Below are 25482 nucleotides of genomic sequence, written 5' to 3'. Positions count from 1 at the left end.
GGTCAACGATCCTTGACCATTGCGCAAGGGGGTTCCCTACGGCCTTCCGGGATTCGCTGTCCGGATGCGATCGACACCGGGGCAGTCTCCGCAAGTGACAGCGGCGAGCCCAACCTCGGGGGACAACTCAAGCGGCTCACGGCACGCTGGGCCGCGGCCGCCAGTACGCGCCGGTCCGTGCCCCGCAGCGGGGCGTGTGCCGTGATCCGCGCGGTCAGGTTCCGGGCGGCGGCCACGCGGCGCAGCGAGGCGGTGAAGTCCTCGTCGCCGAGGAAGGCGGCCGTGGTGCTGGGGACGCCGCCCTGCCGGTAGGTGATCGTCGCGGGGCGTACGGCCGCGCCCGCGTCGGCCGCGGCCTGGAAGGCGGCCCGCCGGAAGTGCCCGGCCGCCGGGGAGCACCAGGTCGTCGCCTGGGGAAAGACGAGCACCGAAGTACCGCCGCGAAGGTCGCTCGCCAATTCGGCCACGGCACGCGGCAGTTGCCGCGGGCTGCCGCCTCTGTCGATGAACCGCGTCCCCGCCCGCCGGGCCAGCGTGCCGATGACCGGCCACCCTGCGACCTCCCGCTTGGCGAGGACACGCACCGGCTCGACGGCGAGCAGGGCGACGACGTCGAGCCAGGAGATGTGGTTGGCCACGACGAGGGTCCCCGTGCCTGCGCCGTCCGGCACGCTCAGCCGCCCCTCGCACCCCGCCTCCAACCGCACCCCGAGCGCGCCGAGCACCGCGCGCGCCTCGGTGCGCAGGGCGCGGGGGTCGGCGAGCCGGTCGCCTCGCGCGGCGGCCCGGGTCAGCGCGTACGTCAACGCGGCGTACCTGCGGGCGAGTTCCACGAGCGGCACGCGCGCCACGGGGTCGGCGGCGCAGCTCGCGGGGCAGCCGGGGTCGAGCGTCCAGGGACTCACCGCGCGTCCTCGCCCAGGAAGTAGCGGCGGTGCCGCGCGCTGAGCCGCTCCATGTCGAGGAGTACGAAGAAGTCCGCGACGTCGAACTCCGGATCGTGCGCGGGGGCTCCGCACATCCAGGCGCCGAGGCGCAGGTAGCCGCGCAGCAGGGGCGGCAGATCGGCGTAGGCGGGGCGTTCCGGAGCCGGGCCCGTGGGGGTCCAGGGACGCCGGGGGTGCACACGCAGCTCGGGCGGCGCGGCGTGTTTGGCGGTGCCGAGCAGCCAGGCGCTGGACGCGGCCCGGCCGCCGTCGGCCAGCGGCACGGAGGCGCAGCCCGCCAGGTGGCGGTGGCCCGAGAGCAGGACGTAGCGGGCGAGCGCGGACCACATGAGGTTGATGACAGCCCCGGAACGGTGGTCGGGGTGGACGCAGGAGCGGCCCGCCTCGACGGTGGAGGACCGCAGGGCTCCGAGGGCGCGCAGGTCGAACTCCCCGTCGGAGTAGGAGCGTGCGGTCCGACCGGGCGGCAGCAGCCGGTACGTGCCGACGACGTCGCCGGTCGAGGTGTCGCTGACGATGAGGTGGTCGGCCAGGTCGTCGTAGGCGTCGATGTCGTGGCCGGCCAGGGGTGTGTCGAGCGTCGCTCCCATCTCTTCGCCGAAGACGCGGTGGCGCAGCCGCTGGGCGGCCCTGATCTGTTCGGTGGTGTCCGCGATGGAGGTGACGTACGAGCTGGTGGCCGTCGGATCCAGCGATGCCGCGGAGGGTGAGGATGTCGAGGGCATGACACTTCCGTTTCTCGGTGCGGTGGGGACGAGTACGCGAGGCGGACGAGAGGTGCGCCCGCCCGGGGGCACGTTCAGCACGGTGGCGGCACCAGCTGAACTACGCGCGTCGGCCGCACGTCCGGCGCACGTCGGGAACGCGGCACGCCACGCGGCCCTCCCACGCCGCACCGCTCACCCCTGCCCCCCCCGGAATGGGCGGCGTCCACTGGATGTTCGAGAGACCATGACCATTGACCAGCGCACGATCACCAACCCGGCCGCCCTCCACGACCCGACACCGTTCGGGTACAGCCATGCCGTCTCGGCCTCGGGCGAACTCGTCTTCATCGCCGGCCAGTACGCCTCCGACGCCACCGGCGCGCCCGTGCCGGGGGACTTCGCCGCCCAGGTCGATCTGGCCCTGGAGCGGCTGCGGTCGGCGCTGGAGGCGGTCGGCCTCGGCTACGAGCACGTGGTCCGGCTCGGCACCTTCATCGTGGACCACGACATGGACAAGCTGACGGTCCTCGGCAAGGCGCTGCACGCCCACTTCGGCGACCGCCTCCCGGCCCAGACCCTGAGCGGCGTGGCCTCTCTCGCGCTGCCGGGGATGCTGTTCGAGGTGGACGCGGTGGCGGTACGACCGTAAAGGTGGCGGTACAACCGCAGAAGGAGCCAGCCTTACGCAGTATCCGCGGCCGTACACCGCCATAGCCGTGGCGGCCCCTCGTCTTGACCGTCCCGTCCCCGGGCTTCTCGCGAGGGGCCCCATTGACCCGCCCCGGGCCAACGCCGTACAAACGCCGCATGCCACCTCCCCTCCCCCTCGCCGGTATCACCGTCGTCAGCCTTGAGCAGGCCGTCGCCGCGCCCTTCGCCACCCGGCAGCTCGCCGATCTGGGTGCTCGCGTCATCAAGGTCGAGCGGCCGGGCGGCGGTGACTTCGCGCGGCGGTACGACACCACCGTGCACGGCCAGGCCAGCTATTTCGTCTGGCTCAACCGCTCCAAGGAGTCGCTCACCCTCGACCTCAAGCCGGAGCGGGGCAGGGAGATCCTGGAGGAGTTGCTCGCGGGGGCGGACGTGTTCGTGCAGAACCTCGCCCCGGGCGCCGCCGCCCGCATGGGCCTGGGCGCGGAGGAGCTCCAGGCCCGCCACCCCTCCCTCATCCCCTGCACCGTCAGCGGGTACGGCACGGACGGACCGTGGGCGGACCGCAAGGCGTACGACCTGCTGGTGCAGTGCCAGACAGGGCTGCTCCAGCTCACCGGCACCCCGGACGAGGCGGTGCGCGTCGGCATCTCGGTGGCCGACATCGCGGGCGGGATGTACGCGTACAGCGGCATCCTGTCGGCCCTGTTCACACGGGCGACGACCGGCCGCGCCCCGGCCGTGGAGGTCTCCCTCTTCGACGCGCTCGCCGAGTGGATGAGCCAGCCCGCCTACTACACGCGGTACGGCGGCACGCAGCCGCCCCGCGTCGGCGCCCGGCACGCGACGGTCGCCCCGTACGGCCCGTTCACCGCGTCGGACGGCAAGGACGTACTGCTGTCCGTCCAGAACGAACGCGAATGGTCCTCGCTCTGCCGGGAGTTCATCGGCCGGCCAGAGCTGGTGGACGATCCGCGGTTCGCCACCGGGTCCGACCGCGTGGCGCACCGGGAAGCCCTCGACGCGATCATCTCCGTACGCTTCCGTGAACTCGGCGGTGAGGAGGCGATGAAGCTGCTCGACCGGGCCGGCATCGCCAACGCGGGCGTCAATTCGGTCCATGAGTTCCTCGACCACCCCGTGCTCACCGAGCGCGGCCGCTGGCAGGACGTCCGGGTGCCGGGCGCGCCCTCACCCGTACAGGCGCTGCTGCCGCCCGCCGCTCTCTCCGGGGTCGCCCCGCGCATGGACCCGGTACCGGCGGCGGGCGAGCACACCGAGGCCATCCTCGCCGAGCTGGGGCGCGACCCCGACGACATCGCGCGACTGCTCGCGGAGGGGGTCTGCCGGTGAGCGCCCTCGACAGCCTCTCCCCGGACGAGCAGCTGGTCGTCACGACCGTGCGGGACTTCGTCGACCGGGAGGTCCGGTCGGCCGTACGGGAGTTGGAGCACGCCGACACGTATCCCGAGGCGCTCATCGAGGAGATGAAGGAGCTGGGCGTCTTCGGCCTCGCCGTGCCGGAGGAGTTCGGCGGCACCCCGGTCTCCACACCGTGCTACGTCCTGGTCACCGAGGAGCTGGCGCGCGGCTGGATGAGTCTGGCGGGCGCGATGGGCGGGCACACGGTCGTCGCGAAGCTGCTCCTGCGCTTCGGCACCGACGCGCAGAAGCGCCGCTGGCTGCCGCGCATGGCCACCGGCGAGGTGCGCGCGACGATGGCGCTGACCGAGCCGGGCGGCGGCTCCGACCTCCAGGCGCTGCGTACGGTCGCGCGCCGCGACGAGGACGGCGGCGGCTATGTCGTCGACGGTGCGAAGGCGTGGATCACCAACTCCCGCCGCTCCGGGCTGATCGCGCTGCTCTGCAAGACCGACCCGGACGCCGAACCCCGGCACCGCGGCATCTCCGTCCTGCTCGTCGAGCACGGCCCCGGCCTGACCGTCTCGCGCGATCTGCCGAAGCTCGGCTACAAGGGCGTGGAGAGCTGCGAGCTGTCCTTCTTCGGCTACCGCGCCCCGGCCGACGCGCTGCTCGGCGGCGTCGAGGGCGAGGGGTTCGGACAGATGATGAAGGGACTTGAGACGGGACGGCTACAGGTCGCGGCCCGCGCGCTCGGCGTGGGACGGGCCGCGTTCGAGGACGCGCTGCGCTACGCCCAGGAGCGCGAGTCGTTCGGCGTGCCGATCTGGAAGCACCAGTCCATCGGCAACTACCTGGCGGACATGGCGACTTCGCTCTCCGCGGCCCGCCAGCTCACCTTGCACGCGGCCCGGGAGGCCGACGCGGGCCGGCGCGTCGACATGGAGGCGGGCATGGCCAAGCTGTTCGCGTCGGAGGCGGCCATGCGGATCACGCTGGACGCGGTCCGCATCCACGGTGGGAACGGCTACTCCACGGAGTTCGACGTCGAACGGTACTTCCGTGACGCGCCGTTGATGATCGTCGGCGAGGGCACCAACGAGATCCAGCGCAATGTGATCGCCCGTCAACTCATCGCGCGTGGTGGCCTGGACGCCTGAACCGCCCCTTGTCCGCAGCCGTGTTCAGGCGACGCCCAGCCCCTCGACGACCACCGCGTTCGGCAGCCCGGCGAATACCTTGCCCGGCACGATCAGCTTGCCGCGGCGGCTGCCGCTGCCGACGAGTACGTGCGGCAGATCGGCGACGGCGGCGTCGACGAGCAGCGGCCACGCGGTGGGCAGGCCGATCGGCGTGATGCCGCCGTACTCCATGCCGGTCTCACCCGTGGCCGTGTCCATCGGCGCGAACGACGCCTTGCGGGCGCCGAGTCGGCGGCGCACGACGCCGTTCACGTCCACCCGCGCCCCGGACAGCACGACGCACGCGGCGAGCGTCGTCCCGCCGCCGCGCTTGCCCGCGACGACCACGCAGTTCGCGGAGTGAGCGAGCAGTTCGGGACCGTAGTGCTCCAGGAAGGTGGCGGTGTCGGCCCACCGCGGATCGGTGTCGACATGGATCAGCTCGTCGGCCGGGACGGGCCCGCTCCAGCCGCGTACGGCTTCCGCGACGGGCGCGACCAGCAGGTCGAGGACCTCAGGGGCGGGGCGGACTACGTCGAATTCACCGAGGGGAGCACGCATGGCGGCACGGTAGCAGCCCTCGGACCGTCAGTACGCGGCCGCGTGGGCGGGTGGCACCGAGACCGACATCGTCATCTCGACCGGCTCGGCGCCCTTGTTGCGGTAACTGTGCGGCACATTGGCCTCGAAGGTGGCGGCCGACCCTGCCGCGACGACGTGCTCGACGCCGTCCACGACGAGCGTCAGCTCACCCCGCGATACGTGCAGCAGCTCGACGGTGCCCGGCGGATGCGCGTCGGACTCGCTGCCCTCGCCCGGCACCAGGTGCCAGGACCACAGCTCGAAGGGACCGCGCGCCTCCGCCCCGACCAGGAGCGTGGTGCTGCTGCCCGCGTCCGTGGACCACATGCGCACCGCCTGCTCCGGCGGCACGAGCCGGACGTGGGGGCCCTGTTCGTAGTCCAGGAGCGTGGTGATGCTGACGCCCAGCGCGTCCGCGAGCTTCACCGTGATGCCCACGCTGGGGTTGGTCCTGGCCTGCTCGATCTGGATGATCATGCCGCGGCTCACGCCCGCGCGGGCCGCCAGGGCGTCGAGGGTGAAGCCCCTTTCGTTGCGCCAGCGCTTGAGGTTGCGCGCGAGCGACTGGGTCAGCTGGTCGAGGTCCGACACATTCCGTCCAATATTTTGGATGACAGAGTTCACTGTACTGAACTACGGTGTGGTGCACCTGATGGTTCAACACACTGTACTGCGAGGCTTCTCCATGACCGTACTGTTCGCCCTGGCCACCAGCCTCCTCTGGGGCCTCGCCGACTTCGGCGGCGGACTGCTGACCCGCCGCGTCCCCGCCCTCACGGTGGTCTTCGCCTCGCAGGCGATCGCCGTGGTCGTGCTCGGCGTCATCGTGGTCGCGACCGGTGGATGGACGGAGTGGGGGCCGCAGCTGTGGTTCGCGGTCGGGGCGGGTCTGGTCGGCCCCGTCGCCATGCTCGCGTTCTACAAGGCCCTCGCCCTCGGACCGATGGGCGTCGTCTCGCCGCTCGGCTCGCTCGGCGTCGCCGTGCCGGTCGGCGTCGGGCTCCTGCTCGGCGAACGGCCCGGGCTCGCGCAGTTCGCGGGCATCGCCGTGGCCGTGGCGGGCATCGTGCTCGCGGGCGGCCCCGAGCTGCGCGGTGCCCCCGTGCAGCGGCAGGCGGTCCTGCTCACGCTGCTCGCGGCCTTCGGCTTCGGCGGCGTCATGGCCCTGATCGCCGAGGCTTCCAGCAGCCTCACCGGACTGTTCCTGGCCCTCTTCGTGCAGCGCGTGACGAACGTGGTGGCGGGCGGCACGGCGCTGTACGTCTCCGTGAAGCGCGGCGGCACGGCCCTGCCCGAGGGCTCCGGCATGGGCGTCATCTGGGCGTCGCTCCCCGCCCTCGCCTTCGTCGGCCTGGCGGACGTCGCGGCCAACGGCACGTACTCCGTCGCGGCCCAGAACGGCCCGGTCACCGTCGCCGCCGTACTCTCCTCCGTCTACCCGGTGATCACCGCGCTCGCCGCGGGCGTCGTACTCAAGGAGCGGCTGCGGGGGATACAGGCGGCGGGAGCGGGCCTGGCCCTGGTCGGCACGGTCCTCCTGGCAAGCTGAACGGCGGAGCGCCCGGCTAAGCCTCCCCCGACTCCCCCAGGGCGATCAACTGTTCCGGCGTGACCCCGTCAGGAATAGGCACGGGCGCAGGCGTACGCAGCGGAGGCTGCCACCCCCGGTCGGCATCCCACGTACGTACGACACGGGCCGGCGCCCCCGCCACCACCGCGTGGTCGGGAACCTCCCCCCGCACGACCGCGCCCGCGGCGACCACGACATTGCGGCCGATCCGGGCCCCCGGCAGGATCACCGCGCCCGTCCCTATCCAGCAGCCCGGGCCGATGTCCACCGGGTCCATGCGCGGCCACTGCTTGCCGATGGGCGTGTGCGGATCGTCGTACGAGTGGTTGGTGGACGTCACGTAGACATAGGGGCCGAAGTAGCAGTCGTCGCCGATCGTGACCGTGGTGTCCGCGATGACGTGGCTGCCGCGGCCGAGCACGACGCCGTTGCCGATACGGAGTATCGGATCGGGGCCGAGGTCGAGGTCCGGCATCATCCCGGCGGTGAGCGTGACGTGCTCGCCCACGATGCAGTGGTCGCCGATCCTGATCCACGGCTCACCGAAGACCGTGCCCTGCGGGAAGGCCAGCTTCGTGCCCTCGCCGATCGCGCCGAACCGCAGCCGTCCCGGGTGCGCGGCGGTCACCGCGCCCGTCCGCTGCACCCACGCCCAGCCCGAGTGGACCGCGCGCTGCGCGAGGCGGCGCGGCGCGGCGGCAAGGGATGAGAACGTGTTCCTGTTCTTCGGCACGCGCTCACGTTACTCAGTGCCATCGGGCCCCGCAGGCCCATGGCCTGTGATCTTCACCCCACACGGCCGTGTCCACCGCCCCGTCCCGTACGGTGCCGTCAGGCGCGACGAGACGAAGACGTACGGAAAAGGGAGCGAGTCGATGAGCCACGAGGCACTCATCACCGGCATCGGCGGCAAGGACCCGAAGATCGATCAGGACGCCTTCACCGCGCCGACGTCGGTCGTGCTGGGCGAGGTGACGCTGCACGCCGGGGCCAGCGCCTGGTACGGCGCGGTGCTGCGCGCCGACTGCGGGCCCATCGTCGTGGGCGCCGACAGCAACATCCAGGACAACTGCAGCCTCCACGTCGACCTGGGCTTCCCCATCACCATCGGCGAGCGCGTCTCGGTGGGGCACAACGCCGTCCTGCACGGCTGCACCGTCGAGGACGACTGCCTGATCGGGATGGGCGCCACCGTCCTCAACGGCGCGGTGATCGGCGCCGGTTCACTGGTCGCCGCGCAGGCTCTCGTGCCGCAGGGCATGCGGGTGCCCCCGGGCTCACTCGTCGCGGGCGTGCCCGCCAAGGTGCGCAGGCCGCTCACGGACGAGGAGCGCGAGGGCATCTCCTACAACGGCACGATGTACGTGGAGCTGGCCAAGGCCCACCGCGACGCGCACGCCACCGGGTGACTCAGTCGGCGACGGGGACGGGCTGCCGCTCGTCCACCGTGACGCCCGCGGCCTCGGCCTCCCCCTCGGCCGCGGCCTTCTTCGCCCGGCGCTTGACGAACAGCATGGAGCCGACGCCGATCAGCACGGCGATGGCGAGCCCCAGGTAGGAGAACCGCTTCAGCCAGTCCTCGGCGACCACGCCGATGTAGTAGATGACCGCGGTGGTGCCGCCCGCCCAGACGATGCCGCCCAGGACGTTGGCGATGAGGAACTTCCAGTACGGCATGCGCAGGACGCCCGCGAGCGGCCCCGCGAAGATGCGGAGCAGGGCGACGAAGCGGCCGAAGAAGACGGCCCACATGCCCCACTTCTGGAAGGACCGCTCGGCGCTCGCGACGTTGGCCGCGCTGAAGTGCTTGGGGAACTTCCGCTCCAGCCATGCGAGCAGCGGCCGGCCGCCCTTGCGCCCGATGGCGTACCCGATGGAGTCGCCGATGATGGCGCCCGCGGTGGCGCACACGCCCAGGATCACCGGGTTGAGGTCCCCGTGCTGGGAGGAGAGAAGGGCCGCGGAGACCAGGACGATCTCTCCGGGCAGCGGAATGCCCAGGCTCTCCAGGCCGATGACGATTCCCACCAGCGCGTAGATGCTGACGGCTGGCACCTGCTCCAGCCACTCCTGGACGTGCAACGCCGGTTCCTCCCGCTAGTCCCAGTACTTGCCCCCCGGCACACGCGCCCCACGGCCGCGCACGCCGCGCAGCCTACCCGTCCGAGGTCGTGGGGACGGAACGGCGCCGCTCACCTCCGCGCGAGCCAGGCACCGATGGACCGCCTGTAACCCTCCGGCATGTTCAGCCGGAGGATCTCGTCGGCGGTGAACAGGCCGATCTGCTGGTGCTCATGGCTCAGGACGGGCTCCTGGCCGGGCGTGAGGACCCGGCAACCGTAGGTGACGATGAGGACGCGCTGTTCCGGCCTCGTCCGCGGCAGAGGCTGATAGAGCCAGACGTCGAGGAGCGGGCCGGCCTCCACCACCCAGCCGGACTCTTCGGCGAGTTCACGTTCGACCGTCGCCTCCGGGCTCACGTCGTCCGATTCGAGGCGGCCGCCCGGCAGCTCCCACTCCTCGCGCTCGTTCTTCAGGAGGAGGACGCGGCCGCGGTCGTCCACGGCCACCCCTTTCACGGAGACGCACCACGTCGGGGACATGTGCGCGACCTGCCCGTCAGCTCGGGCCGTTCGGCCTCAAGGTCCACAGGACCGTCATCTCGCCGGTCACCGCGCCGTCCGTGCGCTGGATCTCGATGGTGACGGGGAACTCGGGGCGCTTCCCGGCGTCGAGTTCGGCGATCACTTCGGCGGCCGGGCGGCCGAGGGTGGCCGTGGCCGTGACGGGGCCCATGGCCAGCTTCTTGTACGAGATCTCCGCGCTGACGGCGAGCGGCACGGCGCGGGAGAGCTGCGCGCCGAACGCGGCGAGGACGATGGCCCCGCTCGCCGACTCGCCCAGCGTGAACATGGCGCCGGCGTGCGGGCCGCCGACGTGGTTGTGGTAGTCGCTCTGGTCGGGCAGGGCCACCACGGCCTTGTCCGGCGTGGTCTCACGGAACTCCAGGTTCAGCGTCCTGGCCATCGGTACCGTGGCGGCGAGCATCTCGCCGATCGACATCTGGTCTGCGCTCATGGCCGCGATGTTACCCATGAGTAGTCTCGGTTGGCCAGGGCCCTCCTGCCCGTGGATCACCGTCGCCTATCGTGGACGCCCATGTGGCATGGACAGCAGCCGCCCGGGGGCGAGCAGAACCAGCGGGGTCAGGGCCAGAACCCGTACCGGCAGCCGGGGTACCAGCAGCCCAACCCCTATGGGCGGCAAGCCCCTTGGAACGCCCCAACCATGCCCGGCGGGCCCCGGCAAGACGGCGACGGCAATAGCAATGGCAATGGCAATGGCAATGGCAATGGCAAGCGGACCAAGGTGATCGCCCTTTCCGCGGCGGCCGCCGTGGTCGTCGCCGCGGGCGCCACCGGATTCCTGCTCCTGGGCGGCGGCGACAAGGACGACACCGCGAAGCCGGAGCCCGAGCCGACGAAGGCCGGTGCCTCGCCGAGTACGTCCGGCTCCGCCGGCAATCCCCGCGCCGAAGGCGGCGAGCCCGAGCCGACCGTGCCCGGCTGGAAGGTCGTCGTGAACCCGCGGCGCGGCATCGCGTTCGACGTACCGGCCGAGTGGTCCCTGGATTCGCGGGACTGGGCCGGCGGAGTCGTGGAGGACAAGGACGCCGAGGACGAAGCGGCCCAGTTCCTCGTCGCGTACGCCGCTCCCGCCTACTTCAAGGAGAAGTGGTGCGCGAGCGACGACGACAGGGACGGCACCAAGGACCACACGCCGCTCGCCGCGGCGGGCACCCGCGGGAACAAGGGCGCCAAGAGCACGGAGCAGGTCGCGCGGAACGACGCGACGATGTGGGTCTACGGCGCCTACGCGCAGCCCGACAAGAAGAAGGTCACGACCGGCGCCGTGGAGCCGTACACCACGAAGTCGGGCCTCAGCGGCAGCCTGGTGAGCGCCACGTCGTCCGGCGCCGAGAAGCAGGACAAGTGCGACTCCGACGGCAAGGCCACGGTGTTCGCCTTCAAGGACTCCGACGGCGAGTTCGCCTCCTGGTCCTTCCACGGGGCGAAGGGCGTGACGGGGGAGCTTCCGGACGCGACCGTGCGGAAGATCCTCTCCACCGTGCGCGAGTACGAGATGCCCGAGGACTGAGGGAACCGAGGCCCCCGTATCGTTTCCGGCCATGTGGCCAGGACAGCAGCAGCAGCAGCCCAATCCCTATCAGCAGCCGGGATATCAGGCGCCGAACCCCTACCAGCAGCCGGCTGCCGGACCGCAGGGTTCGTGGAGCGCGCCGACGGTACCGGCCGGGCCGGGGGTGCCGCAGGCACCAAAAGGCGGCGGAGGCGGGGACAGGGGCGGAGGCGGAGGCGGTAACAGGATCAAGGTCGTCTCCATCGTGACGGCGGCCGCCGTGGTCGTGGCCGCCGGCGTGACCGGATTCCTGGTGCTCGGCGGCGACAAGGACGAGAAGGACGGCAAGGCTGGCCCGGCGAAGCCCTCCAAGTCCGTGACCAAGAAGCCGAGCCCCACGGCCACCGACGGCGACGACAGCGAGCGCGACACGGACGACGGCCTGAAGCCGACCATCAAGGGCTGGCACGTCGTGGTGAACCCCAGGTGGGGCACGGCCTTCGACGTACCGCCCGAGTGGGAGGTGCAGAACCCCGGTTCCGCGATCGCCTTCGAGGACAACAAGACCGGCAAGCCGCTCATGACCATGTCGGCGCCCGCGTACCTCAAGTCCAAGTGGTGCACGACCGACGACGACAAGGACGGCAGGACCGAGGACCACGAGCTCGCCGCCGTCGGCACCAAGGGCGCCAACGGCGCGAAGAGCACCGACCAGGTCGCGGTCAACCAGGTCGCCTGGTGGGTCTACGCCGGTTACACCCAGCCGGACAAGAAGAGCTTCACCTCCGACGAGAAGGCCCAGCCGTACACCACCAAGTCCGGCATCAAGGGCAGCATCGCCCGCGCCGAGTCGACGAACACGCCGCAGAAGGGCAAGTGCGCCTCGGACGGCAAGGCGATCACCTTCGGCTTCAAGAACTCCGAGGGCGCGTACGTCGCGTGGAGCCTCTACGGCGCCAAGGGCGTCAAGGAAGAGATTCCGGAGGCGACGGTCATGAAGATCCTCAGCACGGTGCGCACCCACGGCGACCCGACGGAGTCCTGACGGAGTCCTCACGGAGTCCTCGCGGAGCGGGGGCCCGTGGCACCCGGGCCCCCGGCACCTCTATGGTTACTCGCCATGTGGCCAGAACAGCAGCCGCCCGGGGGCGAGCAGAACCCGCAGGACCAGAATCCGAACCCGTACCAGCAGCCGGGGTACCAGGCGCCGAACCCCTATCAGCAGCCGGGGTACCAGCAGCAGCCCGGGGGTGGCTACCCGCAGCAGCCGCCGGCGGGCGGCTACCAGCAGCCGCAGCAGCCGCACTCGGGCGCGTTCTCGCAGCCCGAGCAGTCACAGTGGTCCGCTCCGACGCCGCCGACCGGCCTGCCTCAGCAGAGCACCGGTGGCCAGGGCGGTGGCGGCCAGGGCGGTGGCGGCGGCAACAAGACGAAGATGACCGCCATCGTCGCCTCGCTGGCCGTGGTGGTGGCGGCCGGCGTCACCGGCTTCCTGGTCCTCGGCGGTGACAAGGACGAGAAGGACGACAAGGCGGGCCCGGCGACGCCCTCCAAGTCCGTGACCAAGAAGCCGAGCCCCACGGCCACCGACGGCGGGAACGAGCGCGGTGAGGGCGGCGAGGACAAGCCGACGGTCCCCGGCTGGCAGGTCGTGGTGAACCCCAAGTGGGGCACCGCCTTCGACGTCCCGGCCGACTGGAAGGTCGAGACCCCGGACACGTTCATCGGCTTCGACGACCGCAAGGACGAGGGCGCGAAGTCGATCATCGGCATGTCCGCGCCCGCGATCCTCAAAGAGAAGTGGTGCACGTCCGACGACGACAAGGACGGCGAGCCCGACGACACCTCGCTCGCCGCGGTCGGCACCAAGGGCCAGAACGGCGCCAAGAACACCAAGGACGTCGCACGCAACGACTCGGCCTGGTGGGTCTTCGGCGGCTACACCGAGCAGACCAAGGCCGACAAGAAGAAGATCAAGATCGGCAAGGCGGAGAAGTACACCACCAAGTCGGGCGTCAAGGGCAGCATCGCCACGTCGACGACGTCCGGCGCCGCCACCTCCGCCAAGTGCGACTCGGAGGGCAAGGCCACCACGTTCGCCTTCAAGAACGAGGCCGGTGAGTACGTGGCCTGGACCCTCTACGGTGCCAAGGGCGTCAAGGACGAGGTGTCCGACGCCATGGTGAAGAAGATCCTCGACACCGTGCGGTGGAGCGCGGCGGGGTCCGAGGAGTCCTGAGCTGAGCCGCGGGGTCATGCCGAGCGGCATGCCGCGCCACAGAGAGAAACAGTTTGGCAAGTCGGCCCGCCGCCGGGGATAGTCCCTGGGTGACGACTCCCGCCCCGCCCCCGCGCCGCCGCCCCTCCTGGGCGGGGCGCAACTACACGCTGCTGACCGCCGCCGCGATCGTGACGAACCTCGGAAGTCACGGGGCGTTGATCGCGGCGGCGTTCGCGGTTCTCGACGCCGGGGGTGACGGCGGGGACGTCGGGCTCGTGGCGGCCGCGCGGACACTGCCGCTCGTGCTGTTCCTGCTCATAGGCGGGGCGGTCGCCGACCGGCTGCCGCGGCACCATGTGATGGTCGCCGCCAACGCCCTCAACTGCGTGTCGCAGGCCGCCTTCGCCGTGCTCGTCATCGCGGGCGAGCCGCAGCTGTGGCAGATGATGCTGCTCACCGGTCTCGGCGGCGTCGGCCAGGCCTTCTTCGGCCCCGCGGCCGAGGGCATGCTGATGTCGTCGGTCAGCGGCGAACAGGTCAGCCGGGCGTTCGCGATGTACCGGATGGCGATGCAGGGCGCGGGCCTCGGCGGCGCCGCGCTCGGCGGCCTGATGGTCGCGGCGATCGGCCCCGGCTGGGTGCTCGCCGTGGACGCGGCGGCGTTCGCGGTCGCCGGGGCGCTGCGTTCTTTCCTCGACGTCAGCCACATCCCCGAGCGCGCGCCCGGTGGCGGACTGCTCTCCGACCTGCGGGACGGCTGGCGGGAGTTCACAGGGCGCACCTGGCTCTGGTCGATCGTGGCGCAGTTCTCGGTCGTGGTGGCGGTGGTCGGGGCCGCCGAGTCGGTGTTCGGGCCGCTGGTCGCCCGCGACGAGCTGGGCGGCGCGGGGCCGTGGGGCCTGGCGCTCGGCGCGTTCGGCGCGGGCACGGTCGGGGGCGCGTTCCTGATGACGCGGTGGAAACCGCGGCGACTGCTGCTCGCGGGCACCCTGTGCGTCTTCCCGCTGGCCGCCCCGTCGGCGGCGCTCGCCGTGCCGCTGCCGGTGGCCGGGCTCGCCGCGGTGATGTTCGTCAGCGGGGTGGCGGTCGAGGTGTTCGGCGTCTCCTGGATGACCGCGATGCACCAGGAGATCCCGGAGGAGAAGCTGTCGCGCGTCGCCGCGTACGACTGGTTCGGCTCGATCGCGATGGTGCCGCTGGCGACGGCCCTCGCCGGCCCCGCGGAGTCCGCGTTCGGGCGCGCCCCGTCGCTGTGGGGGTGCGCGGTGCTCGTGGTGCTCGTGACGGCGGCCGTCCTATTCGTCCCGGACGTACGCAACCTGACACGGCGTACGAAGGAAGCGACGGCCGTACCCGCGCCCCGCCTGGCCGACCCAGTGGCCTCAGCCGACGCGGAAACCCCCGCCGGGCGACTCGGGTAGGGCGCCACGCCCCGCCCAGCCGGCACCCCGAGTTTCAGCCGACGCTGAAAGCCCCATCCGGCGGCTCGGGCGAAGGCACCGCGTCCAAGTCACGTACCGCCTGCCTTCGCGTCCCCGACGAAACACCGCGGCAACTCGCCACACTCGGCCACCCCAGACCCCGCCCAGCCGACACCCCCGACTCACCCGATACTGAAGGCCCCATCCGGCGGCTCGGGCGAAGGCACCGCGTCCTCGTCGCGTACCGCCTGCGCGTCTCCGATGAGGCGCCGCAGCGGCTCGCCGTGTTCGACGCGGGCGGGAAAGGCGTCGGACGCCGCGCGTCGGGCGAGTGCCGCGATGTCGATGGGGGCGTGCGAGGCGATGAGTACCGCGTTCCCGAAGCGGCGGCCGCGCAGTACGGACGGCTCGGCGATCAGCGCGAGCTCCTCGAAGACCTCGGCGAACGTGGCGAGTTGGGAGCGGAGGAAGGCGAAGGGCGCACCGTCGGCGAGGTTCGCCGTGTAGTGGCCGCCGGGGCGCAGCACGCGGTCGGCGGTCCTCGCGTAGGCGACCGTGGTGAGGTGCGCCGGCACCCGGGAGCCGCCGAAGACATCGGCGACGAGGAGATCGGCGCTGTCGTCGGGCGCCTCGTCGAGCCACTGCCTCGCGTCCGCGCCGTGCACGGTGACCCCTGACCCTTCGGCCAACGGCAGCCGCTCGGCTACCAGTCGGAGCAGCCCGCGGTCGGCCTCGACGACGTCCTGCCGGGAGCCGGGGCGGGTGGCGGCGACATAGCGGGGCAGCGTGAGGGCGCCCCCGCCGAGGTGGACGACGTCGAGCGGACGGTCCGGCTCGGCCGCGGTGTCCAGGACGTGGGCGAGCCGCCGCGCGTACTCGAACTCCAGGTGAGTGGGCGCGTCCAGGTCCACGTACGACTGGGGCGCCCCGTCGACGGTGAGCAGCCAGGCACGCGGCCGGTCGATGTCAGGCATCAACTTGGCGGTACCGTGCTCAACCTCCCGAACCACCGGCACGGCCTCGCCCTCCGCACCACTCCCACCGCCAGCCGCAGCCCTTGCCACCTCCGCGCCCCGGGGATCGACCCGCGCCACCCCCTCCTCATCCCCGCTCCGCGCCTCAGCACCGCCACCCGCACCACCGGCCGCGGCCGCGACCGGGGCCGCAGATTCCGCCCCGCCCACGCCCCCGCCCACGCCCTCGCCACCGCCCTCGAACTCACGCTCGTCCACGCGCCCATTGTGCCCGCCCGTCCCGGAGGTTCGACGCTCTCCGGGTAAGTCGGCGGGGGGCAACAGCCGTTGAACTACTCGGGGAAGGCACCCGGAGGGCCGCCCGGCGCCAGAGCCGCCGGGTTTTGGACGGCCCGGTGGCGGATGAACCACGTGGAGCTGGCGGGATGTGGCGGACCAGGGCTCAGAAGTGATCATCGTAGGCGCGGATGTGGGCAAGAATCGTCACAGGCGTCGGACGACCTGGGCGCTGGGGCGCAGGTGCCCCCACGGCCGGTGACGAGGTTCTGGCCAACCCCCGATCGGCGCGCTTCGGCATGTGGACCGTCAGCCGCAGCGTGTCACTGTGGGCACCCTCCAACAGAGGGGGCACACAATGGCACCTCCGACGACCACGGGAATGCGCTGGGGGACCCCGATCAACCTCGGTGGCTCGTTCACCGAAGACGTGGCGGTGGCGCCCAACGCCGACGGCCGGCTTCTGGTGATCTATCAGGGCGGCGGCAACACCCTGTACGCGAGTTGGCAGAACCACGACCTGAACTGGACCAAGGACAAGGAACTGGTGCCCAACGCCCGGATCGTCGGCACGCCCGCCGCGCTGCGCGGCCGGGACGGGCTGATCCACGTGTTCTGGCGCAGCCGGGACAACCAGCTCATGCGCGTCCGGCAGAACGAGATCAACGGGGGCTTCGGCACCCCGACCGCGATCACCGGCGGAGTGAACAGCAACCCGACGCCGGTGCTCAACGCCAACGGGCGGATCTCGATCTTCTACATCGGCGGCGAACGCGCGATCTGGGAGACCCGGCAGAAGGCCCTGGACTCCGCGGACTGGAACACTCCGGTCAACCTCGGCGGCACGGCCAAGGGCGAGCGTCTCGCAGCCGGGCTCGCCGCGGACGGCCGGGTCTCCGTCGTGCACATCGGCCAGGGCGACGAGGCGTTCACCAACACCCAGAAAGCCGCCGACGCCACCGAGTGGGAGGGCTACGCCAAGATCACCACCGGCGTGAAGGGCGGGCTGCACGTCCTGCCCGACTGCAACGGGCACCTGGATGTGCACTACTGGGGCTCGAACAACGAGTCGTGGTGGTTCGGCCACGTCACCGGCTACAGCAGCTTCTCCAAAACGACCTACAGCCTCAAGGGCAACCTCACCGGAATCCCCCGCTCCATCCTGGCCGCCGACGGCCGCCAGCACGTCTTCGTCCGCGGCAGCGGCGATCAGCTGCTGACCGCCGCCCAGAAGGAACGCGGCAGTCTGGAGTACGTACCGTTCGCGGACATCACCTCGGGGGTGAACAACAACCCCGTACCCGCGCTCAGCCGCGACGGCCGGATCTTCGTCTTCTACCGGGGCGGCGAAGGCGCCCTGTGGCACGCCTTCCAAGAACGCGCCTGACAGCAGCACTGGACTTCCGGCTCACACGTCGGGGTCACACGTCGGGGCGAGCCCACAGCGGGCTCGCCCCGACAGTCGCGACGGGACGCGGCCCGTCAGCCGACCTCCGTCACGGTGCCCGCTCCGACGGTGCGGCCACCCTCGCGGATCGCGAAGCCGAGGCCGGTCTCCAGCGGCACGTCGCGGCCCAGTTCGACGGTCATCGTGACCGTGTCGCCGGGGCGGGCCACGGCCGCCTCGCCGAGGTCGACGTCGCCGACCACGTCCGCCGTGCGGATGTAGAACTGCGGCCGGTACCCCGTGGCGATCGGCGTCGTACGGCCGCCCTCCCGCGCCGACAGGACGTACACCTGCGCGGTGAAGCGCCGCCGCGGACCGACGCTGCCGGGCGCCGCGACCACATGGCCCCGGCGCACCGCGTCGCGTGGCAGGCCGCGCAGCAACAGCGCCACGTTGTCGCCCGCCTGCGCCTCCGTCATGGGCTTGCCGAAGGTCTCCAGGCCGGTGACCACCGTCTCCGTGTCCGCGCCGAGGACCTCCACGCGGTCACCGAGACGGACGGTGCCGCGCTCGACGGCGCCGGTGACGACGGTGCCGCGCCCGGTGATGGTGAGCACGTTCTCGACGGGCAGCAGGAACGGCGCGTCGAGATAGCGCTCGGGCATCGGCACGTACGTGTCCACGGCGTCCAGCAGCGCCTCGACCGCGGCGGTCCACCGCGGGTCGCCCTCCAGCGCCCTGAGTCCGGACACCCGTACGACGGGCACGGAGTCGCCTCCGTATCCGTGCGCGGAGAGCAGGTCGCGGACCTCCAGCTCGACGAGGTCGGTGAGCTCCTCGTCACCCGCGTCCGCCTTGTTGAGGGCGACGACGATGTGGTCGACACCGACCTGGCGGGCGAGCAGCACGTGCTCGGCGGTCTGCGGCATGACCCCGTCGAGCGCCGAGACGACGAGGATCGCCCCGTCGAGCTGGGCGGCGCCGGTGACCATGTTCTTGACGTAGTCGGCGTGGCCCGGCATGTCCACGTGCGCGTAGTGCCGGGTGTCCGTCTCGTACTCGACGTGCGCGATGTTGATGGTGATGCCGCGCTGCGCCTCCTCCGGCGCCCGGTCGATGCGGTCGAACGGCACGAACGTGCCGGTGCCGCGCTCGCTGAGGACCTTGGTGATGGCGGCGGTCAGGGTCGTCTTGCCGTGGTCGACGTGGCCCATGGTGCCGATGTTCAGGTGCGGTTTCGTGCGGACGTAAGCCGTCTTGGGCATGGTGGTTCCTTCTCCGGAACTCGAAGCTGCTGCCCCTGACCGGCGGTGTGCGCGCGGTCGGGACGGGGACCCCGGGGGCCGAACCGACCCTCCCCTTGCGGGGTCCGCCGGAGTCTCCGGGGAGGGTCAGCTTCGGGCGCCGTCAAAGGCGTCGGATGCGAGGACGGCAGCCTTCGCAGCGCCCGCGACTGCGGGCGTGGCTGCGAGGAAGGCGTACCGGAACATGGGTCTGATCCTCACCGAAGGGGACGCCCACGTCGAATGATTTTCAGTGCGCTCGGAGGTTCTTCAGCGCTTCGCGCACCGACAGCGGCGCGAGCCGGTCCCGCTCGCGTCCGACGAAGGCGCGTACCGCCTCCGGGTCGGTCTTGGCGTACTCGCGAAGGCACCAGCCGATCGCCTTGCGGACGAAGAAGTCGGGGTGCCCGGACTGTCGTACGCAGTAGGCGAAGAGGCGCTCGGCGTCCGTCGCCGACTTGAAGCGCAGCTGGTGCAGGAGGGCCGTGCGGGCCACCCACAGGTTCTCGTCCTCGATCCACTCGTCCATGACGGTGCGCAGGCGTGGGTCGGCGGCGACCAGGCCGCCGACGACGTGCGCGGCGAGCAGGTCGACGGTGTCCCACCAAGGACGCGCCGTCACGAGGTGGCGTGCGACCGGCAGGAAGCCGGACGAGCAGCGCTGCACGTGGCGGCGCAGGTAGTCCACGGCGAAGTAGGCGTACTCGCGCTCGGGCAGCTCCCAGCAGCGCAGCGCGACCGCCGCGCAGTCCGCCTCGTCCGGGCGCGGCGTCCCTGCGACGACGGCGCGGGACAGCTCGCGGCGCACCGGAGAGGTCAGTCCGAGGAAGGGGGCGATGTCCTTCATGTACGCGCGCGTCTGAGCGGCGCGCCGCGGGTCTGCCGCCGCCGAGTAGCTCGGGACGAGCCGGGCGAGCACGGTGTCCGCCAGGTCACTTCTCGGGACTGTGACGCTCATGAGACGCACCATACGGCGATCAGACACATCAGCCGGTTAGTCTTCCCGGATGTTCGAGACCGCAACCGCCCGACCCCGGCCCCAGGGCTTCGCCGTGCGCTGCACCAGGGCGCTGCTCTCGCCGTGGTCGCGGCTGTCGCTGCTCGTGGCCCTGCTCGCCGCCGCGGGCACGTGCGTGCTGCTGTTCGAGCCGCAGCGGCTCCTCTCGGACGGGTGGCCCGCGCAGTTGGGCGGCGCCACGGCGGTGGCCCTGTTCGCGGTGGCGTACGGGGTCTGCACCGCCGCGTTCGTGCCGCGGCCGCTGCTCAATCTGGCGGCGGGCGCGCTCTTCGGCTCGCAGGCGGGTCTCGTCGGGGCGATCGCCGGCACGGTGTTCGGCGCCGGGATCGCGTTCGGGCTCGGCCGGATGCTGGGCCAGGACGCGCTGCGGCCGCTGCTGCGGGGCCGCTGGCTGAAGGCCGCGGACGGCCAGCTCAGCCGGCACGGCTTCCGGTCGATGCTGGCCGTGCGGCTCTTCCCCGGTGTGCCGTTCGCCGCGGCCAACTACTGCGCGGCGGTCTCCCGCATGGGCTGGCTGCCGTTCCTGCTCGCCACGGGCCTCGGGTCGATCCCGAACACGGCGGCGTACGTCGTCGCGGGCGCCCGCGCCTCGACGCCGACGTCGCCCGCCTTCCTGATCGCGATGGGCTTCATCGCGGTGACGGGTCTGGCCGGGGCGGCGGTCGCCTGGTTCAAGCGCCATCACTTCCGCGGCCGCTGAGCGCTGAGCCGCCGGGCTTCCCGCCCTCTCAGAGCGCTTCGAGGATCGTCGCGTTGGCGAGTCCGCCCGCCTCGCACATCGTCTGCAGGGCGTACCGGGCGCCGCGGGCGCGCATCGCGTGGACGAGCGTGGTCATCAGGCGGGTGCCGCTGGCGCCGAGCGGGTGTCCGAGCGCGATGGCGCCGCCGTGCACGTTGACCTTCTCGTGGTCGGCGCCGGTCTCCTGAAGCCAGGCCAGGACGACGCCGGCGAAAGCCTCGTTGACCTCGAACAGGTCGATGTCGTCGAGCGTCAGCGACGCCTTGCGCAGCACCTTCTCGGTGGCGGGCAGGACGCCGGTGAGCATGAGGAGCGGGTCGGAGCCGGTGACGGCGAAGCTGTGCAGCCGGGCGAGCGGGCGCAGACCGAGCCGGGCGGCGTGCTCGCTGGTGGTGATGAGGACGGCGGACGCGCCGTCGTTGATGGGGCTGGAGTTGCCCGCCGTCACGGACCAGTCGATCTGCGGGAAGCGCTCACCGAAGCCCGGGTCGTAGTAGGCGGGCTTGAGACCCGCGAGGACCTCGGGCGTGGTGGCGGGGCGCACCGACTCGTCGCGCGTCAGGCCCGCGATCGGCGCGGTCTCGGCGTCGAAGAGGCCCGCGTCCCAGGCGCGCGCGGCCCGCTGGTGCGAGGTCGTGGCGAAGGTGTCCATGCGCTCGCGCCCGATGGACCACTTGGCGGCGATCAGCTCGGCGCTGATGCCCTGCGGGACCAGGCCCTCCGGGTAGCGCTCGGCGATGCCGGGCCCGAACGGGTCGGCCCCGGCGGGCACGTTCGACCACATCGGTACGCGGCTCATCGACTCCACGCCGCAGGCCACGACCATGTCGTACGCCCCGGACATGACGCCCTGCGCCGCGAAGTGCACGGCCTGCTGGGAGGAGCCGCACTGCCGGTCGACGGTGGTCGCGGGCACGGACTCGGGGAAGCCCGCGGACAGGACGGCGTAGCGGGTGGTGTTCATGGCCTGCTCGGCGACCTGGTCGACGGTGCCGCCGATCACGTCGTCGACCGTGGCGGGGTCGATTCCGCTGCGCTCGACGAGGGTGCGCAGGGTGTGGGCGAGGAGTTCGACGGGGTGGACGCCGGCGAGGGCGCCGTTGGGCTTGCCCTTGCCGACGGGGGTGCGTACGGCTTCGACGATGACGGCGTCACGCATGGTGCGGGCCTCTTTCGGCTACCGATGGAGCTACCAGTGAGTAGGAAATCTGGACTCACCATAACTCCGTGAGTTGGAAAATCAAACCCTCTCCTCGCCGCCCCCTAGACTGCCCCCCATGAAGGATTCGCGCCCCTGCTCCATCGCCGACGCCCTCGCCCTTGTCGGCGAGAAGTACTCCCTGCTCGTGCTGCGCGAGGTGTGCCTCGGCAACGAGCGCTTCGACCAGCTCGTACGCAACATCGGGGCACCCCGCGACATCCTCGCGACGCGCCTTCGCCGACTTGTGGAGGCGGGCATCCTGGAGAAGGTCGCCTACAGCGAGCGCCCGCAGCGCTTCCGGTACCGGCCCACGCAGGCGGGCCTGGAACTGGAGCCGGTCCTGATGACCCTGATGGCGTGGGGCGACCGCCACCTGCGCGGCGAAGACGGCCGCCCGATGGTCCTGGAGCACTCCTGCGGCCACGAACTGGTCCCTGTCGTGACGTGTTCCGCCTGCGGCGACGCCGTCCGCCACGAAGACCTGACCGCGCACCCGCAGACGCCGGGGTGGTCGACGGCGGGGCCGACGGCGGCCTGAACGACGCGCGGTCGCGGGCGGCGCGGGGAGATGTCAGGCAGCCCTCAGGGGCCCGCGCGGCGGACCCCGAGCAGCCCCAGGCGGACCCCGAGCAAGCCCCCAGGCGGGCCCCAAGCCCGCCCTCAGGCGGACCCCGAGCAGCCCTCAGGCGGGGACCCCGAGCAGCTGCCCCCAAGCGGCTCCCAAGCGGCCCTCAGGGCGGTCCGTTCACCCAATGCGGTTACGCTGCCCCCGACGAGGGGCGTGATCACCCCTCGCGCCCCGGCGTACCGCCGCAGCCCCGCCTCTCGTTGACCGCTATCACCGCACCCACACCCACCCGCGGCCTGATGATCAGTACTTGGACGGCGCAGTTTTCATGTCTTGGCTTGAATCCTTCATCCTCGGGCTCGTCCAGGGACTGACCGAGTTCCTCCCGATCTCCTCCAGCGCGCATCTGCGGCTGACGGCGGCGTTCGCGGGCTGGCACGATCCCGGCGCCGCGTTCACGGCGATCACACAGATCGGCACCGAGGCCGCCGTGCTGATCTACTTCCGCAAGGACATCGCGCGGATCCTGTCGGCGTGGTTCGGCTCGCTCTTCGGGAAGGTGCCGCGGTCGGACCACGACGCTCAGATGGGCTGGCTGGTCATCGTCGGCTCCATACCGATCGGCGTCCTCGGGGTCACCTTCAAGGACCAGATCGAGGGCCCCTTCCGCGACCTGCGCCTGATCGCCACCACGCTGATCGTCATGGGCATCGTCCTCGGCATCGCCGACCGCCTCGCGGCCCGCGACGAGACGGGCGGCAAGCACCGCGCCGTACGCCACCGCAAGGGCCTCAAGGAACTCGGCGTCAAGGACGGCCTGATCTTCGGCATCTGCCAGGCGATGGCCCTGATCCCGGGCGTCTCCCGCTCCGGCGCCACGATCAGCGGCGGCCTCCTCATGGGCTACACCCGCGAGGCCGCGGCCCGCTACTCCTTCCTTCTGGCCATCCCCGCCGTCCTCGCCTCCGGCGTCTTCGAACTGAAGGACGCGGGCGAGGGCGGCCATGTCTCCTGGGGCCCCACGATCTTCGCGACGATCGTCGCGTTCGTGGTCGGGTATGCGGTCATCGCGTGGTTCATGCGGTTCATCACGACCAAGAGCTTCATGCCGTTCGTCTACTACCGGGTCCTGCTCGGACTGGTGTTGATTGTGCTGGTGAGCATGGGCGTACTGAGTCCGCATGCGGGGGAATCGGCGGGTTAGACACTCACGGGAGGGGCCGGGCCGGTCACGCGGTTGGTCAGCAGGACTCGTCGAACTTCACCGCGGAGAACGTCACCGGCTGCCCGTCGAGCTTCGCGCCCGCAGCAGGCTCCTGCGAGCACACCTGCCAGTTCGATTCCATGAGGATGAAGCGGTCCTGCCCGGAGGCGTCGTTGACGGTAATGCCCGCCCCGGTGTCGAGCGCGCCACGCGCAACCTTGACGGCCTTGCCCTTGAAGTCCGGCATCTTCGCCCCCGCGGCCTCCGGCTCGTCGCCGCCGGCACCCTGGGCCGGGCAGGCCTCCTCGAGCTTGACCGTGGCGAAGTCGACCTTCGTGCCGGTCGGGTGTTCGCCGGCCTTCGGGGTCTGCGAGCAGACTTTCCAGTTCCGGTCGAAGGCCTGCGTCCGGTCGCGGCCGAGCGCGTCGTGTGAGCTGAGGCCGTAGAAGCCCGCTTCCTGCGCCTGGTCCTGTGCGGACTGGAGGCCCTTGCCGGTCATGTCGGGAAGTGCGGCCGTCTCGGCCTTACCGGCGGCGTCCTGAGCGGCGGCGGGCTTGCCCTTGGCGGCGCCGCCGCTCGTGTCGCTGTCGGGGCCGCAGCTGGTGAGCGCGAGAAGGCCCGCACTGGTGATGAGTGCGGCGATGGCAGTGCCTGTGTGCATGATCCCCCTTGGGATGCGCATGTGCTGAGACAAATCACTCTCGCGGCATCCATGCATCCATGCATCACGACTGGCTGAGCGGGTCTCCTGTGGTGGCGCGGGCGTCGGCCCCAATCTGATCAGGACTGAGGGCGTCGGCCGTGGTTGGCCGCGTGATTGCGGCGGGCCTTCTTCTTGCGGCGTCGCTTCGAGGACATGCCGCCACCTTTCATCGGTCATCGGTAGGAACTCCCGGCACGTGATGCCGAGTCGCTTTCTACCGTTCCATACCGGTATGAGGGCGGCGACCTGAGGGGAGACGGCGAGGATCGATCACCCCACGGAGGTGTGTGGTAGCTGACAGTTCCGATTGTCGTGGCCATCCCCTAGGCTTGACGTCATGCCCTTAACCCCACCACCCCATGGTTCCGTGCGGTCTTCCGTCGAACTGAACGAGCGGATCCGCGGCCTGTGGCTGCGCACGGGCGGCCGCCTCACCGCCGAACAGCGCAGAGAGTACGAGCAACTGGTGACGGAGTGGGCGGCCGCGGTCCGCGCAGAGATCGTGAGGGCCGCCTGAGGTGCCGTCGTACGGCGTCGGCCCGGACGTGCACGTGCACGTGCCCGTCCCCCCGGCCGACGAGACCTGGACCGTCGGCGCCGTCGTCCTCAATGGTCACCCGCGTTCTTGACGCGGCCGCGCCCTCCCCCGCGCAGACTTCATCGCTGCACGCCCCTTGGCTCGGCCCCCGTCGTACCCAACACTGAGCCGATGACGCAGCGCGTGGAACTGGCCGCCGTGATCGACCGGCTGGCCATCGATGCCCTCATCACCGAGTACGCGGTCACCGTCGACGACGGTGACTGGGACGCCTACCAGCAGCTGTTCGCCCCAGAAGGGCGCGCCGACTACCGCTCGGCGGGCGGCATCGAGGGAGGGTTCGCCGAGGTGGCCGCGTGGCTGGCCGAGACGATGCGGATGTTCCCGATGCGCCAGCATCTGATCGTCAACCGCAGGCTGGAGTTCGGCACGCTGGACCAGGACATCGGAGACACCGCGCGCGTACGGGCCGACTACGTGAACCCCATGCGGTTCGCGGACCCCGTCGGCGGCGCCGCGACCTCCACGGCGCCCGACTTCGTCTGCGGCGGGCGCTACGCCTTCGCGCTGCTGCGTACGCACGGCGGCTGGCGGTTGCGCGAGGTGACCGTGCGGGAGAAGTGGCGCCGCGTCAGCGAGCAGCCGCGCGCCATGCCTGCCGGCGGCTGACGCCACCAAGGCCCCGCCCCATGAGTCCTTGCCGCTTCCTGCCGCTCCACTGCCGCTTCCTGCCGCTTCCTGTCGTTCCTTGTCCCTCGCCGTCGCTCGGCTCAGCCGGTCCGACCCGAACAAACGCCCACTGTTCTAGA

29 protein-coding genes are annotated in these 25482 nt (G+C 71.5%); 16 read left to right on the top strand and 13 right to left on the bottom strand.

Annotation, left to right across the window (positions count from 1 at the left end; genetic code table 11):
- Positions 1-2 precede the first annotated feature (2 nt).
- Together ACWDZ7_RS08975 and ACWDZ7_RS08970 are read right to left on the bottom strand one after the other, a co-directional pair.
- Positions 3-905 carry a lysophospholipid acyltransferase family protein gene (locus ACWDZ7_RS08975; protein WP_451796004.1) on the bottom strand — a complete coding sequence of 301 codons (903 nt, stop codon included), beginning with the start codon at positions 903-905 and terminating at the stop codon, positions 3-5.
- Positions 902-1672 (bottom strand): GNAT family N-acetyltransferase, encoded by a 771-nt coding sequence (locus ACWDZ7_RS08970; protein ID WP_451796003.1) that lies wholly within the window; start codon positions 1670-1672, stop codon positions 902-904. Before ACWDZ7_RS08970 ends, ACWDZ7_RS08975 begins: the two co-directional genes overlap by 4 nt.
- Before the next feature lie 226 nt (positions 1673-1898).
- On the opposite strand from ACWDZ7_RS08970, the gene ACWDZ7_RS08965 reads away from it, so the two are divergent.
- The 3 genes from ACWDZ7_RS08965 to ACWDZ7_RS08955 all read left to right on the top strand — a co-directional run bounded on the left by ACWDZ7_RS08965 (position 1899) and on the right by ACWDZ7_RS08955 (position 4827).
- Entirely contained in the window at positions 1899-2303 is a 405-nt protein-coding gene (locus ACWDZ7_RS08965) for a RidA family protein (protein WP_451796002.1), read from the top strand.
- Between the two features lie 158 nt (positions 2304-2461).
- Positions 2462-3658: a CaiB/BaiF CoA transferase family protein gene (locus tag ACWDZ7_RS08960; RefSeq protein ID WP_451796001.1), complete on the top strand. Its 1197-nt coding sequence runs from the start codon at positions 2462-2464 to the stop codon at positions 3656-3658.
- On the top strand, positions 3655-4827 hold the full coding sequence (locus ACWDZ7_RS08955) for an acyl-CoA dehydrogenase family protein (protein ID WP_451796000.1): 1173 nt from the start codon (positions 3655-3657) through the stop codon (positions 4825-4827). The genes ACWDZ7_RS08960 and ACWDZ7_RS08955 overlap by 4 nt, the downstream gene beginning before the upstream one ends.
- Positions 4828-4851: 24 nt before the next feature.
- Here ACWDZ7_RS08955 and ACWDZ7_RS08950 read toward each other — a convergent pair whose 3' ends face one another.
- A complete protein-coding gene (locus ACWDZ7_RS08950; RefSeq protein ID WP_451795999.1) occupies positions 4852-5409 on the bottom strand; it encodes a YbaK/EbsC family protein in 558 nt (185 codons plus the stop codon).
- A 27-nt stretch (positions 5410-5436) separates the two neighbouring features.
- Positions 5437-6021, bottom strand: a complete 585-nt coding sequence (locus ACWDZ7_RS08945; RefSeq protein WP_451795998.1) for a helix-turn-helix domain-containing protein — start codon at positions 6019-6021, stop codon at positions 5437-5439.
- Positions 6022-6115: 94 nt separating this feature from the next.
- Between ACWDZ7_RS08945 and ACWDZ7_RS08940 the strand changes: the two genes are divergently transcribed.
- Entirely contained in the window at positions 6116-6979 is an 864-nt protein-coding gene (locus ACWDZ7_RS08940) for an EamA family transporter (protein WP_451795997.1), read from the top strand.
- Between the two features lie 16 nt (positions 6980-6995).
- Here the strand turns inward: ACWDZ7_RS08940 and ACWDZ7_RS08935 are convergent, their stop codons facing one another.
- Positions 6996-7733 (bottom strand): acyltransferase, encoded by a 738-nt coding sequence (locus ACWDZ7_RS08935; protein WP_451795996.1) that lies wholly within the window; start codon positions 7731-7733, stop codon positions 6996-6998.
- A 142-nt stretch (positions 7734-7875) separates the two neighbouring features.
- On the opposite strand from ACWDZ7_RS08935, the gene ACWDZ7_RS08930 reads away from it, so the two are divergent.
- The gene (locus ACWDZ7_RS08930) at positions 7876-8409 is read left to right on the top strand and encodes a gamma carbonic anhydrase family protein (protein ID WP_451513750.1); all 534 of its coding nucleotides are present in this window, start codon (positions 7876-7878) and stop codon (positions 8407-8409) included.
- A 1-nt stretch (position 8410) separates the two neighbouring features.
- Here ACWDZ7_RS08930 and ACWDZ7_RS08925 read toward each other — a convergent pair whose 3' ends face one another.
- From ACWDZ7_RS08925 to ACWDZ7_RS08915, 3 genes are all read right to left on the bottom strand, one after another.
- Positions 8411-9082: a DedA family protein gene (locus ACWDZ7_RS08925; RefSeq protein ID WP_451795995.1), complete on the bottom strand. Its 672-nt coding sequence runs from the start codon at positions 9080-9082 to the stop codon at positions 8411-8413.
- A gap of 110 nt (positions 9083-9192) precedes the next feature.
- Positions 9193-9603, bottom strand: coding sequence for an NUDIX hydrolase (locus tag ACWDZ7_RS08920; RefSeq protein ID WP_451795994.1), 411 nt, complete (start codon positions 9601-9603; stop codon positions 9193-9195).
- A gap of 16 nt (positions 9604-9619) precedes the next feature.
- On the bottom strand, positions 9620-10063 hold the full coding sequence (locus ACWDZ7_RS08915) for a DUF4442 domain-containing protein (protein ID WP_451796233.1): 444 nt from the start codon (positions 10061-10063) through the stop codon (positions 9620-9622).
- A gap of 96 nt (positions 10064-10159) precedes the next feature.
- On the opposite strand from ACWDZ7_RS08915, the gene ACWDZ7_RS08910 reads away from it, so the two are divergent.
- The 4 genes from ACWDZ7_RS08910 (at position 10160) to ACWDZ7_RS08895 (ending at position 14782) form a co-directional block, all read left to right on the top strand.
- Complete coding sequence (locus ACWDZ7_RS08910; protein WP_451795993.1) at positions 10160-11158, top strand: hypothetical protein; 999 nt, start codon at positions 10160-10162, stop codon at positions 11156-11158.
- A 31-nt stretch (positions 11159-11189) separates the two neighbouring features.
- Positions 11190-12185: a hypothetical protein gene (locus ACWDZ7_RS08905; protein WP_451795992.1), complete on the top strand. Its 996-nt coding sequence runs from the start codon at positions 11190-11192 to the stop codon at positions 12183-12185.
- 75 nt (positions 12186-12260) lie between these two features.
- Positions 12261-13379 carry a hypothetical protein gene (locus ACWDZ7_RS08900; RefSeq protein WP_451795991.1) on the top strand — a complete coding sequence of 373 codons (1119 nt, stop codon included), beginning with the start codon at positions 12261-12263 and terminating at the stop codon, positions 13377-13379.
- Positions 13380-13468: 89 nt separating this feature from the next.
- A complete protein-coding gene (locus ACWDZ7_RS08895) occupies positions 13469-14782 on the top strand; it encodes an MFS transporter (protein WP_451795990.1) in 1314 nt (437 codons plus the stop codon).
- A gap of 182 nt (positions 14783-14964) precedes the next feature.
- Here ACWDZ7_RS08895 and ACWDZ7_RS08890 read toward each other — a convergent pair whose 3' ends face one another.
- A complete protein-coding gene (locus ACWDZ7_RS08890; protein ID WP_451795989.1) occupies positions 14965-15756 on the bottom strand; it encodes a spermidine synthase in 792 nt (263 codons plus the stop codon).
- 15 nt (positions 15757-15771) lie between these two features.
- Here ACWDZ7_RS08890 and ACWDZ7_RS08885 point away from each other — a divergent pair, with 15 nt between their 5' ends.
- Positions 15772-16062: a hypothetical protein gene (locus ACWDZ7_RS08885; RefSeq protein WP_451795988.1), complete on the top strand. Its 291-nt coding sequence runs from the start codon at positions 15772-15774 to the stop codon at positions 16060-16062.
- 328 nt (positions 16063-16390) lie between these two features.
- Positions 16391-17419, top strand: a complete 1029-nt coding sequence (locus ACWDZ7_RS08880) for a hypothetical protein (RefSeq protein ID WP_451795987.1) — start codon at positions 16391-16393, stop codon at positions 17417-17419.
- A 95-nt stretch (positions 17420-17514) separates the two neighbouring features.
- On the opposite strand, the gene tuf is transcribed toward ACWDZ7_RS08880, so the two are convergent.
- Positions 17515-18684, bottom strand: a complete 1170-nt coding sequence (gene tuf / locus ACWDZ7_RS08875) for an elongation factor Tu (protein WP_451795986.1) — start codon at positions 18682-18684, stop codon at positions 17515-17517.
- A 268-nt stretch (positions 18685-18952) separates the two neighbouring features.
- Positions 18953-19660, bottom strand: a complete 708-nt coding sequence (locus tag ACWDZ7_RS08870; protein ID WP_451795985.1) for a DNA alkylation repair protein — start codon at positions 19658-19660, stop codon at positions 18953-18955.
- A gap of 49 nt (positions 19661-19709) precedes the next feature.
- Here ACWDZ7_RS08870 and ACWDZ7_RS08865 point away from each other — a divergent pair, with 49 nt between their 5' ends.
- Complete coding sequence (locus ACWDZ7_RS08865; protein WP_451795984.1) at positions 19710-20420, top strand: TVP38/TMEM64 family protein; 711 nt, start codon at positions 19710-19712, stop codon at positions 20418-20420.
- Between the two features lie 28 nt (positions 20421-20448).
- On the opposite strand, the gene ACWDZ7_RS08860 is transcribed toward ACWDZ7_RS08865, so the two are convergent.
- A complete protein-coding gene (locus ACWDZ7_RS08860) occupies positions 20449-21618 on the bottom strand; it encodes a thiolase family protein (protein WP_451795983.1) in 1170 nt (389 codons plus the stop codon).
- 118 nt (positions 21619-21736) lie between these two features.
- Between ACWDZ7_RS08860 and ACWDZ7_RS08855 the strand changes: the two genes are divergently transcribed.
- Together ACWDZ7_RS08855 and ACWDZ7_RS08850 are read left to right on the top strand one after the other, a co-directional pair.
- Positions 21737-22198: a winged helix-turn-helix transcriptional regulator gene (locus ACWDZ7_RS08855; protein ID WP_451795982.1), complete on the top strand. Its 462-nt coding sequence runs from the start codon at positions 21737-21739 to the stop codon at positions 22196-22198.
- A 358-nt stretch (positions 22199-22556) separates the two neighbouring features.
- Positions 22557-23432, top strand: coding sequence for an undecaprenyl-diphosphate phosphatase (locus ACWDZ7_RS08850; protein WP_451795981.1), 876 nt, complete (start codon positions 22557-22559; stop codon positions 23430-23432).
- Between the two features lie 37 nt (positions 23433-23469).
- Here the strand turns inward: ACWDZ7_RS08850 and ACWDZ7_RS08845 are convergent, their stop codons facing one another.
- On the bottom strand, positions 23470-24093 hold the full coding sequence (locus ACWDZ7_RS08845; RefSeq protein WP_451795980.1) for a hypothetical protein: 624 nt from the start codon (positions 24091-24093) through the stop codon (positions 23470-23472).
- A 409-nt stretch (positions 24094-24502) separates the two neighbouring features.
- Between ACWDZ7_RS08845 and ACWDZ7_RS08840 the strand changes: the two genes are divergently transcribed.
- Together ACWDZ7_RS08840 and ACWDZ7_RS08835 are read left to right on the top strand one after the other, a co-directional pair.
- Positions 24503-24652 (top strand): hypothetical protein, encoded by a 150-nt coding sequence (locus ACWDZ7_RS08840; protein ID WP_451795979.1) that lies wholly within the window; start codon positions 24503-24505, stop codon positions 24650-24652.
- Between the two features lie 192 nt (positions 24653-24844).
- Positions 24845-25342: a nuclear transport factor 2 family protein gene (locus ACWDZ7_RS08835; RefSeq protein WP_451795978.1), complete on the top strand. Its 498-nt coding sequence runs from the start codon at positions 24845-24847 to the stop codon at positions 25340-25342.
- Positions 25343-25482 lie beyond the last annotated feature (140 nt).

It is taken from the genome of Streptomyces sp. NPDC003032 (assembly GCF_053591415.1).
The sequence above is the reverse complement of the archived record's forward strand: the minus strand, read 5'-3'. Positions and strand labels throughout refer to the sequence as shown.